Origin of the sequence: Nocardia sp. NPDC051787 (assembly GCF_040681325.1) — a bacterium.
Lineage (GTDB): Bacteria > Actinomycetota > Actinomycetes > Mycobacteriales > Mycobacteriaceae > Nocardia.
This window is the reverse complement of the sequence record NZ_JBFAYO010000020.1, coordinates 48,307-61,090: the sequence shown is the minus strand read 5'-3', so window position 1 is coordinate 61,090 and position 12,784 is coordinate 48,307. Positions and strand designations below refer to the sequence as shown.

General features: G+C 65.4%; 1 protein-coding gene (cut by both window edges). It reads right to left on the bottom strand.

This entire window lies inside a single protein-coding gene on the bottom strand: locus AB0M45_RS21745, encoding a glycerophosphodiester phosphodiesterase family protein (protein ID WP_364331931.1). The 93,477-nt coding sequence extends 53,826 nt beyond the window's left edge and 26,867 nt beyond its right edge, so the window shows coding positions 26,868–39,651 (codon 8,956, partial, through codon 13,217, complete); reading right to left, the first codon wholly in view occupies positions 12,781–12,783. Both the start codon and the stop codon lie outside the window.

The following is a 12,784-nucleotide window of genomic DNA, read 5'->3' as shown; positions in this document are numbered from 1 at the left end:
GGTGAGGAATTGACGGCGAAGGGGACCGAATCCCTCGACCACTTCGGCGAGCAGCAACCCGACGTGACGGCGAGCCGCCTTGGCCAGAGCCAAAGCTTCCTCGGTCGGGGTGGACAGTCCGTCCAACGGCGACGTTTCTGCGCCCTCCACGACGGCCCCACCGTCATCCGGGCGCACGCCCAGCTCCTCCGGCCGACCCGTCCCGGCTATCCGGGCATCGGTTGGTGCGCTCATCTCGACATAGGTGACCGTCCGCCATTCGTCGTGTGCGAGGGTTTCGGCACTGACCTTCGATATGAACTCTCCCTGCGCCCCCTGCCTCGACATGTCGGTGATGTCGGCGGTTACCGGCCATGAGCTGAAGACACCGAGTCGCAATACGGCACGCCCGTTTTCGTATTTCACCACCATCGCCACGCTCGCTGACGTTCCGGTGTGCCGAACCGCCTCCTCGACCGCCGCGGAATACACCCGCGCCGCTTCCTCTATCGCGGCCGTGCCGAAACCGAATTCGCGCAAGGTCGTGGTGAGCGTCGAGAGTTCGGTCGGCGTCCCGTCCGCGGTTCGTGCGGCCGCGAACTCCGCCCGCGTCCACACGTTCGAGCGCCACGCCGCCGGTCGAGCAGGACCCATTCTCGGCGGCGGAACCAAACCGACAGGGCCGAAAGATGATTCAGGATTCTCGCGCTCCTGCTGCAGCGCGTCCGCCACCCGCCGACGAACCTCGACATCGATGCCGAACCCATCGCCGAGAATCGCGTTCAACTCGCGAACACCGACGCCAGCTCGATCCGCGAACCGCCGGTGCCGGTCCACCACCAGCGGTATTGCCTCCTTCTCCAGCCACGGGAGGTACCGCCTGTAACGCAACTGGTGCAGCCCCGCATCGCCCGACGCCGCGTAGAGCTCGGACGACCGCCCCTTCGCCAGCGCCATCACCTCCGCCAGGGCCGCCTCGACCACCGGCCCCGCACCGAACTTCTTGGTGAGACTCGTTCGCACATCGAGCGCGTATACCGCGGGGAATACTGCGGACAGGCGGCTGAAGGCCTCGAGAACGTCGTCCGGGAACCGAATCCCGGGGGACTTCCGGCGCCTCGGCAGTTCCAGCATTCCTTTCGCCTCGAGCAGGATCACCGCCGCGATGTCCTCCGGTGGCGTCCGCCGATCCGGATCGGTCCGCATTCCGTCGAGCAGATAGGCGTCGAGCGAGACCTCCGCCGACACCCCCGTAGCGCGAATTCCCGGGTACAGGCGCCGCGCCTCCCACAGCACCCGCGGTGCGTGATGCGGATTGCTCAGGTAGTGGACTTCCTCCACCGCCCCCTCGCCGAGGATCGACTCGAGCTTCGCAAGGGATTTCGTGATGTTCTGGACGGAGTTGCGCGCCTCGGGTTCGTCGAAGATCCGGTCGGGATCGACCCCCATCTGTTCGAGAACCAGACGGAATCGAGCGGTTTCACCCTTGAATCCCGACAGCACCACGTAGGCATTCGACGATCCGATGTCACGGATCCAATTGGCGAGTACCGCCGCTGAGCCGAGATCCTCGCTGCCGGTGAGGACAATGACCTTGGGCTTGGCGAAAGAATCCGGCTCGGTGCCGGGTTCGGTCTCGGTGCCGGCACCGACCCGATCAGCAGAATCGGGCCCGACGCCCGCGGTGCGCCGGCCATCCGCTTCAGCGGCGATATCGCCGACGGGATTGCGTGCCGGGCCGCACAGGAATTCCCACACTGTGGTCAGGTCGGCCATCACCCGCTCGGCATCGGCCCGACCGTCCAGCTCCTGCAACCACGGCCGCAGGCCCTCCGGCCACGCCGCGAACGCGACTGCCTCCAGGTTGCTGCCGGTGTCCCCACCGACTGCGTCCGAGTCGCTTTCCCGAGCACTGGACGTGTTGGGCTCGCGTTCTCGGTGCGCGCTGCTCGGAGAACCGTGGTCGGCACCTCCGAGGTCGGCCGCAAGTGCCTCGATCGCGGCCTGCTCGGAGGCCAGATATCCCGCCGTGTCCAAACCGAATCCGGCTTGGACGGCGACCGCCGAGAGGCTGTGCTGACGCGGGCCGAAGCGCAGGAGCAACGCGGTGCGCTGAGGTTCGGTGAGCTGCGCCAGTCCGGTATTGATCAGTTCGGTGTCGGACTGTTCCAGGAGGCGATGTACCTCGGACCGATCGAGGCCGTGGTCCTCCTGAACGGCCTCCAGCAGACGCAGGCGACCATCGTCGGTCAGAGCGGTCGTTTCCGCGTCCCGGCGACCACTGGTGCCTCCGTCACCCAGACTTCCCATGTTGGTGAACAGGCCGTCGACCCGAGGCCCAGCGGCCTTTCGCGTCAGTGAGTTGCGGGCGGCGGATATTTCGTCCGCATCGGCTCGGCTGCCGTCATGGCGGTACCAGACGTCGCCGAGTCGGATCAGCACGGTGCGATCGTCGACCAGTATCTCCGCGGTCTCCACCAGGGCGCTCTGCAACGCACCGACCCGATAGAAATCAACCGGTACCCCCCAGGTCCTACCCGAACGCGCAGGAACTCCGGTCCTAGCGCCGATCCTGGCCAACAACTTTGCTTCCACCGCAGCCATCGCCCGGTCGGTGAGCGCAGCCACCACGACCTGGACCCGTTCCGCGTCGGATGTCGACGCCGGATCATCCTCGGATACTTCGGATTCCAGCACGATCACACGCGCGTCACGGCCTTCGCCTAGCAGTCCTACCCGATTCGAATACGGATGCGCCCGCATGTCGAGGAGCAAACGTCTACCGATCTCGGATTCGGGCAGCTCCGCGGCGATCGGATCGGAGGTGGTGATCGTGCCGTCGTCGTCGACCTGCCAAAGCACTCGCTGGGTGTGCGTGGCTGTCGCCGGGTTCTGGGCGGACTCGGGCAGTGGCTCTTCGACAAGAAGTACCAGCATCGCCCGCAGAGCCCGGCCGAGTCGTCGCTGCGAGTATTCCTGCCGCATCAACTCTTGCAACGCACGCGCACGTTCCTGGGCTGCGGGCAGATCGTCTTGGATCTCCCCCAATGCCTCGGCCCAGAGTTCCTCCGGCACCAGGTCCTCGAAACCTTGCTCCACGATGCTGGGTCCGACGATTTCGGCAGGGAACCGTTCCTCGAAGTCGCGGCCCGCACCGCTGCCCCTCGACACGACAAAAGGAACACCGGCTTCAGCCGCTTCCTGTATGACTTTGCCGTACCCTTCCGTTGGCCCCAGCGAGATGACGACATGCGCTTCCTCCATGTCGGCCCGGAGGTCCGCGAGATAAGGCGTGCGTGGCCTGACAACGACATGAACCGAACCGGCCGCAGCTTCCAGGCTTCGCCGAGCGGTTTCGATACGGTCTGCGGGCACTCCGCGGACGATGAGCTCAACGTTGCGCCCCTGCTCCGCGAGTCGCCGTACGATCCGAGCCGCTTCAATCGCGCCCTTCTGCGGATCCTCCGTCCGCCCGAACAACAGAACACGGAACGGCTCATCGCCCTCTGGTGGGCTGGCTTGCGATAGCTCGACCCGCTCAACGGCGGGGGTGATTTCGAAAAAGCGCGGCATGTCGTCACGCCCGGACCGGCGCACCAGGTCGCGAGCGTGATCGAGTAGAACCGGCCCCAGAGCAAGCACCAGATGGGCTCTCTTAATCGCTGGCATTTGCTGAGCCGTAATCTGCTCCCCGCGTTCTGGTGTGCCGAGTACCCGGTGGTAGGCGTCTGCGACCAAGTGCACAACGTGCGCGTATTTGGCGTCGGGGTAGTTGGCGTCGAGGACGTCCAGAGCGGCCGGTCCGGTGATGGAGGAGTGCCCGAGGACGATATCGATATCGTCGGGAAGATCATCGTCCGATCCGATCAGTGTCACCCCGGGCGATGTGACAATTCCGTCCGCTGGGTGATCGACACGGACGAACACCTCGCCCCCGGCTCGCGCCAAGGCGGTGCACATGTCCATGTTGAGCGCCTCGAGGCCACCCTGGCCGCGGTCCCATGCTGGCGTGAGCACGAGTACGCGCGGACTGCCACTCTCGGTGCGCGGAGCCGGTCCGAAAAGGGACAGATAATCGTCATCGGTGTTCTCGTCGGCACCCATGACAGCCTTGACGAGTTCGTTACCCGCCTGCTTCCACGTGGTATTCCGCTCGCGCAGATGTTGTTGCAGCGCAGCGGCGTCCGCCCATGCGCTGGGAAGATCACCGACAAGGTAGGCAATCGCGTCCACCCAGGCTTCGACCGGCACCGGCTCACTGAAATCCTGCTCCACCACCGAGTACTGGGCCAGCTGTGTCGGCACGCGCCACGGGTCGGTGAGGAATTGTCCAACCCCGCTGCCGCGAGGCACCAGCACCGGAATGCCCATACCGATGGCTTCGAAGGCGACCGGGTCGAAGCCGTCGGCGCGCGGCTTGATCACCAGAGCAGCGCGGCGGATGCTCGCGCGGAGTTCGCCAGCGCCCATGCGCGGTTCAACGATCACCGGCCGCCCGGCCAGCTCGGACAGTTCCCTACTGACGTCAACGATCTTCTCGGGCGCGACGCCGTGCACCACCAGCTCCACGCTCTCACCGCGTTCACCGAGCATGCGCACCATGTGAGCCGCTTCCTGGGCTTCCTTGCCCACGTCGTCAGCGCGGCCGAACAGTATGATCCGCTTCGGTTCGCCACTCGAGGGAAGATCGGGCTGGTCTTTGAAGCGGATGCCTGGGGTCATCTCGTGAATCAACGGCTGACGCTCAGCCGGATCTGCCAGAGCGGCGCCCTTGGCGGCGAGCACCCGACAGATCCCGGCAACGGCATCGGCCGCCGCCGCGAGGCCCTGCGAGATCTCCAGCAGTTCGCGGCTGGCCTCACCATTGCCGAGCACCACGGCATCAACGTCGGGCACCATGTGGTTGAACCACACCAGCTTCGCCGCCGGATAGATAAGGTTGCGCAACTGCGTCGCGATCGGACCAGTGAACCGATCGTGACCCACGACGATATCCACCTCGTCGGGCCAGTCCGGTGTGTAGAAACCCAGCTGATCCTGCTCATCGACTTCGGGGTCGTAATGCGGTGGGCCGATGAGCTTCACGTTCGGTAGTGTTTCGATGCCGTCCACCGAATGCCCGACCATGACATACACATCGTGCCCAGCCTCGGCCAAGCCGAGAGCAAGGCTCTGATTGACGCTGCTCACCCCGCCTTTGTTCGGATCCCACTCCTGGCACAGCAGCAGAATGCGGTGTGCGGCAACAACCTCCGACTGCCGATCGCGTTCGCGCGCCTCAGCGATCCACTCCTCGGTCACCGGACTGCCGTCCCGGTCGTACCATCGGTCATCTGATCGGTGCAGCACCACGTGGCCGTCGATGACATACAAGTCACCGAACTCGACGCTTGACTGCTCAAGCGAATCTGCCGACGTCCGAAGAGCATTCACCGGCAGCCGGTCATTGGCCCGGAACCGCAACTCGGGGCTCGAATCCACCGCCGTAGCCAGCACCCGAATCAGGTCGGCTTCCGAATCGGCGGGCGTACCAACCACAATCGCCCCGCCCGGCGCGACCGCCACCCGCCCGGTAACGAAGCTCGCTCCGGTATTCGACAACGCCACCAGCCCGGCTCGCCGATCGGCGAGCAGGCCGACTTGGGCTGTTGCTCGACGTTGCTCGGCACGCAGGTCGATTACCTGCTCGATCAACGAAACCGCCACATCGGAGGTTCGCGGGGAAGGCGGCGAGTCCATCCCCCGTACCGCAGCGGCAAGGACCGCCGGATCGGAACCGAAATTCAATGCCATCTGGACCAGCTCATCGATCTGCACCAGCAGTCCGACACGTCGCGACTCGATGTCCTCCCCGGATACCGTCTCGAGTTTGGTGACCAACGCGCCCAGCTCATCGATCAGCGCGGACGCCTCGACGAACTCGGATCCAGGGAAACGGTGAGCAAGCACCGCATGCCTACCGCGCAGATGCTCCACCTCGGCACTCGCGCGAGATATCGCCTCCTCCAAGCGATCACGCACCGCCAGAATCTCGGCGTCCTCGCGGTCCCAACCGGTATTCGGTCCGTGCTGCCCCAGGTCCGCGTACGCCGACAGTGGACGGTCCAGATCCGCCAGGGGGGAGCGCGACCGACCGATGGTCGGCACAGCTGGCCCTGGCCCGCTCACAGCGGCGAGGAAATCCACGGTGGCGTCCGAGACCAGCCCCGCCTCGGACATCGAGCCGGTCTGCCCTTCAGGGTCGTCGTCGTTTCGCCGGGTTGGCTCGGATGGCCCGTCAGCAACTGCCTCGAATACCACTGCCGCGGAGATCGACTCGCCCTCGATTCCGGCAGCGAGGCACATTTCGGTCCACTCCGCACCGAGACCGAACTCGCGGATCCAGCGTCCAAGATATGCGGTATCGAAATCGAGGTGTCCGGTGTCGCCGTCATAATAATTCCGCAGGATCGCCGCCACATCATCGCGATCTTGACTTCGGAACGCCCTGAGTTTCCCCACGATCGCGTCCTCGACCGTCAGCCGCCCATCGGCCGCCCCGCGGCGGAGGGCTTCGAACGCCACCGGAGACTCGGCCAGCAGCAGATCGACTCGTGCGCGCGGCCCTCGCACCTCGACAGCGAAGATCACGCCGTCCTCGTCTGCCTTCGGCTTGACGTCGTAACCCAGCGCCAGGAAATAGTTGGCCACGCCGGTCAAGTCACGCACAAGGATATCGGCGTCCTGAGTATTGCGTCGCTGGTCCCGATAGACATTGGCGGCGACGCCCCCAACCAGGATCGCATCGATTCCCAGCTCGCGACGAACCCGATCAGCGAATTCCGGACCATAGTCGTCCGGGGACAAGCTGGCTGGTGTCCAGGCAGTACGTGCAGCACCAGACACTCTTCTGAGGCCGAATTCCGTCCACGGACCGCCTGCCCCACGGACTCCGAGCACCGACCCCTCCGAAGCCTTCCACACCGACAAAGTCACCGACCGGTCAGGATCGGTTCCATCGCCGAGGCGGCGTTCGATTTCGGATCGTGTTCGGGGGATGTCATCGGGCCTCAGCCGACCATCCGCCAGTGATGTCAGTACAGTGCGCGCGAACTCGCTCCGTTCCGCGCCACCGGCACCACCATGAATGTCGACCGCGATCTTGGTTTCGTAACTCCCCTTCTCGCGAAGCAGGCCGAGTCCCACCTTCATCGCGCCGGCATGGTCCCGCAACACGACTCTCAGCCTGGAGCCATTCACGTCATGCGCGACGCTGATGGTCACCGAGCCGCCACCGATTGTCTTTACCGCGCAGATCAGCAGCAACCTGACCGACTTGGCAGATCCCGCGAACTCCCGCACCTGTGCGATGTGCTCAGCGACCACGCGAACGGAATCCAGATCGTCGACGGGCACCTCGTGAACGATGACAGCCGCGTCCTCAACCACAGCAGCGGCTCCAGCCACGTTGCGGTCGGCCATATCGCGCGCCGACTCCGTCCCATCGGAGCGGCCATCACCCGAGTTCGGCCCGCCGATATGTGCGAACCACGTTCGCTGACCGGGATGCCGGCTGCCGGCCCTCGAGTTCGGCGTCGGCGGTGGCTCCTCCGTCCTCGATTCCGCCGACAGCTCGACGGCGGGCGCCGACCCCGTGGATTGTGCGCGGTATTTCCATTCCCAAGGCTCGGGCAGACCCTCGACTCGGAACCGAACCACGGTGTCGAGGACCTCACCGGTGTGCTGATCGGTCTCGTCGAACCGCTCTACCTTCACCGACATCCGCGCATCGCGCGCGGGAAGAGTCAGCGCGTGCAGCAGGCGGTGGACCGCGTCGTCGCGCTGCCCGGCGCGCAGGCCGAGCGCGGAAACGAGGTCCGTGGCGAACGCGCGCTCTTCGGAGTCGGGTTCACCACGTGTCGACCACCTCAGTGACAGCTGCCGGCCGTTCGGCTCCGCGCCGGTGTCCAGCCACAACCAACCCAGGCCCGCCTCGTCGACGCCGATGATGCGCGCCCCCGGCTGCCCCATGAGCTCGACGACGGTGTTCGCATCGGGATTCCAGACCCTGCGCCGCCCATCGCCGGACAAATTTCCGCCCTCAGAATTCGGGAAGTTATCCGGCCATTCGCCCGAATGGTTGAGCGGCTGCCGTGCGCCACTGTCCCCATCCGGTACCGGGCCGACAGCGGGCCGGATATCTCGACCGGAGGACCGATCCGTACCGGAATCGGACTCGTCGACCTCGGCCTTCCCCTCGGCGAAGTCCACCGTCAGGTGCACCTCGCGCCCAGCGGCGTGGCCCCTGGTTGACGCCGTGCCGTTTTCAGCGGAGTCCTCCGACTCTGTCAGTGCGGTAATTCGCTTGTCGCGCGGAAGGGCGACGTTTTCGACCGGCCCGAGTCGGCCGACCACGTCACCCTCGAGTTCAGCAGGTGCAGTCTCAGGCACCCCGTGCAGCTCGAACCACACCACCGTGGCCTGCTCCGTGGCAACGGCCGGATACCACCCCGAGCTGTCGGCCCCTCCCCGCAACGTCCTGACCAGCTCGGCCCTGAGATACCGATCCAATCCCGTGATCGTCAACCCGACAACCAACCGCTGCGAACCCGGATCACCGACGACCGCCGTCGCCAGGCGACCCGAATATATGTCGGCCAGACCATGATTCAGCAGCTCCGTCATCAGAGCACTGGCCCTGCCAATAACGCTGTTCGGCACATTCGACAAGCGCAGTAGCTCGTCGAGAATGCTCGCCGACGTGCTCGACGACACCTGCCGCTCGGAATCAGCGAGAGCACGCGTGAGCTCCCGTCGTTGCTCGGGAGACAATCCATCACCCGGCATCGTTCCCTCGAAGAACTTCAGCATCCCTGCCGATGCACCGGCGATCAGCCTCCCGACATCGATGTCGTCGAGGCTTCGTGGATCCAGGACCGCGATCCGATCGGCGCTCGGGTCGCCCGCGTTGTGGAACTCGATGCGGATCGGCTGTGCCGCGCCGGTACCCGCGGCCGACCCGGCTTCTCCGGTGGCTGTCACCTCGACCCGCGCTCCAGGGTTGCCCGTCAGCGCTGCGATTGCCGCATCGATCGAGTCACAGACCACCGGCTCCGAAGGGCCGGGATCCCACACCGAACGCTCCGCACCCCACTTGGGTACGGCTGGTGGCACATCCCCGCACCACGGCGAAGTGTCTACCTCGTCCTCTGCCAGATTGTCCGGCTCGGGTGTCCGCGCCCGCGCCTGCGCAACCAGCGACATTCGCCATGCGGGATCGTCCGCGTCGACGCCGTTGAGGTATCTGATGACGGCAACCAGTTTCCGCCGGAGATCGTCGCGCCAGGCCTCGAATTGATCGTCGGACGTGCCCAGCTGCTGGGCCGTCCATCCCTGCACAACTCCCGCCGCCATGAACTGCCGCATCGCCGGACCCAGCACGCAAACAGCTTCGAGCCACCGGCTGTCGGTGCATTCAGTCAGAATTGCACGCTCTTCGTCGGATTCCCGTCCGTCCCAGGCATCAACACGTGCACTGAGGAGGCGTTTACGGATGGCCTTGGCCTTCTCCTCCCGGTCCTGCGGCTCGCATTCATCGAGACCTCGGTACAGGGCGCGCAGTATCGCCAGCTGCGGCATGATGACGTGGTCTACCGCATCACCTTTGATGCGCCCGTGATCGCGCACCTCCTTCAAACGTGCCATGGCGCCGGCTATCTGGTGCTCGTTCAATCTGGTCTTCTGACGGAGCTGGGCCTCGACAGCCTTCAAGTCCAACGACTCGAGATGTCTGACGAGGTCGGGATCAAGTGCCTTGTCGTGGTAGGCGAGCGTGAAGGGAGACCAGATGCCGAGACAATGTTCCGGGAACGCCAGCGTGTTGTCGATGGCGTAGATACCGACGACCTCACCGTTGCGCCACTTGGTGAGCCAGTTCCCCCCGTGACGGTCCCAACTTCCGAGCACATAGTCGAGGACAGCCATTTCCTGTTGAACCCGAACCGGATACTGGTCCCACTTCAGTCCGGTTTGGCCCTGCCATATTTGAGCAGTCACGGAGTCGAGTTGCGTTATCCGGCCGGCCAGGGAAGCGACGCGTGAGCCTCCGTCGGAGTCGAACGACTCTGCTTGCGAACCGGGATCGACCGCCGGCTTCGTCGTTACGTAGGGCGGCGGATCGGAAACCTCGAGGGTTGTCGATACCAATTTCAAGCCCATCGCGTCATTCAGGACCGACGCCGCGCCCTCGGCGGCGGAGTCGCCACACACCGGGCAGTCGCTGGACTTGATAATCCATCGCCGTGCCTGCTCCGTCACGATGTACGAACGATGCGTCCCGCCATAACGATTGATCTGGACGAAACGTACGTTCGACAGGGGCGCTGCGTCGTCGGCCGTCACGGGATATCCGTGCGGACAGGCGTCGGTGACGTCAACCGACGGCCCCGGCTCCTCAGTTCCTACTTTCTCGAACGGGCCGGAGCCATCGGCAAGTTCGTACGGTGCACCGTCATTTCCACCTCGCCGGGATGAACGCGGATGGGGGCCTCCCCGCATCCCCAGTCCAAACGGCGGCGCATTCCGCGGGCCTCCCCCCAACATCTCGTGCAGAACCCCTTTACCCCCGAGCGGCTCTTCCGCACGGCGAAGACCCGCACCGAAACCACCGCGATTCGGCGACGGCCCCGTGAGCGCTGCGCCACCTTTCGCGGAGCCTCTCGCCAACCGCGCCAGCTCTTCCAGATGTGAGCCCGCGGGAGCGCTCCACTCCGCGGGTTTATCGCCGTAGAACCCGTGATTGACGCGGGTCTGCTCCTTCAGCTCCGCGATGCGCTTCAACCGCCCGGCTTCCATGCCCGCTACCGGACCGGCCAGGAAATGCGGGCCATCGGAGACCCTGCACCTGCCGCGACCTGGAATCTCGATATCAACCTCGCTACCAGCCTTGGTGCCGGCGGGCACGATGCGGGTGCGGCCGCGGAAGGCGAGCACGTCGACGGGTTCGTCTGTGAGTTCGTCCTCGCGCAGGTCGCGACTGTAGTGCTCGAGCAGCCACTCGTATGCCGATGCGGGAGCGCCCGATACGGCAGGCCCCGCATCGCCGGCGACCATATCGACGTCCGAGGGGTCTACGTCGCGCGGGTCGAGAATCTTGATGACGCCCGCACCGACATGGCGCAACAGCACCGCGTGCCCGTCCACCGCCGCAACGACGAAGGTGCCCGCAGGTTGTGTACTCAACCAGGCACGCAGGTCGGCGCCCGAGTCGATGCCCACCCACTCGGTGCGCAGTGCCTTGGACAGTTCGGTGCCGGCGAGCAGTTCCGTGAAGTCCTTCGGCTCAGGTGCCGCCACATCGTCGGCCAGGACCGACGCCGCACCCCACACGACCAGGGCGCACCGCTGGGGTGCCCACATCACCGTGTCCAGCCACGCCTTCTGCTCCTCGGTCACCCCAGGTGGCTCATAGTCGTAGATCGCCGGCAAGTACCGCGTGGCGTTGATCCGTCGAGCGAATTCCGCACGGTCCCAATGGAAAACATCGAACTCGAACTCGGCGATCCCAGCTTCCGCCGCACCCGCAAGCCCGGTCTGGAATTGCCGGGTCGTGACCATATCGTCATAGCCGTAGTAGGCAGCCTGCCCGGTATCCGCCCCAGCATCCAGCACCTTGGCACCTAGGCGCAGGATCGACAACCGCCGCGGTGAGCCCGGCCCAGTTCGGTCCATATGTTCGGCGGCGACGGCAGCCAGAGCGGACGACGTGTCCCGCAGGCCTCCTTCGACCACGTACGTGTCGACAGCCTCAGCGTCCGCCCGCTGGCCGATCTCGAACTCGACGAATCCGTCCGCAGAAAAGTGCCTCAAGTACACCGGCACACCTGCTTCGCGACCCCACTGCTTCAGATCACCCCATGCCCGCAGCACCGCCCTCGACTGCCACAACGACTCCCGGAGGGCATCCCCGAGACGGCCCTCCACAACACGCTCGAAGAAGCCCCGCTCCGCGACAAGGCCTGTGTCACCGAGCGCCTCGATCTGGTCGATGACACCCTCGACATAGCGGATGCCGCGGAGCAACAGGTACCGGTGCGCCAGATCACGCCACTGACTCGTGGTACCCGGCAGGTGGGCGATGTCCTCCGGCCGGCCCCACGTCCACCGCCATTTGTCCCGCCATTCCAGCTTGTGCCATGCGGCGGCGTAGGCCCGAATGTCCTTACCCTGTGGCAAGAAGGCACCCGCGCTGCGGGCCTGCGCCACGGACGGACCGTACTCGTTGCGCCACCCCGGTTGCACCTCATCGAGAAAGCGCTCGGCAACCGCGTCCGCCCGGGCGCGGTCATCGTCGGTGATCTCACGCAGCAACCGCTTTTCCCAGCTGTGGGCACCGCTGTGCGCCTGGGTGATATCGATTCCGGTCAGCTGCTCCCACAGCACGGCAACGCCGAACTGGTCCGGTTCCTGATTGCTGCGGATCGTGTCGCGCTGCCGAGCCTTCGCAATATCCTGCAGCAGCAGGTCGAACTCACTGTCACCAAGACCGAAGGAGGGGATGCCTTCGGCAGCGCTGTCCGCAGTGGAGGATTGCGCATCATCAGTGGTTTCCGGCTCAGGTGCCGAAGCGCCCGGGGCTGCTTGTGCACCCAAGTTCTCGCCGACGATTTCCACGCCGATCTCGTCACGCATGATGCGGGCTGCGCCGATGGTGAACGGCGGCTGGTCCGGGATGAACGTCTCGGCCGCCCGCGAACTGGTGATCACCATGACCTTGCCGACCCGGTACTCCGACGCGCCGCCCACGATGTCCTGCCACGGATCGATC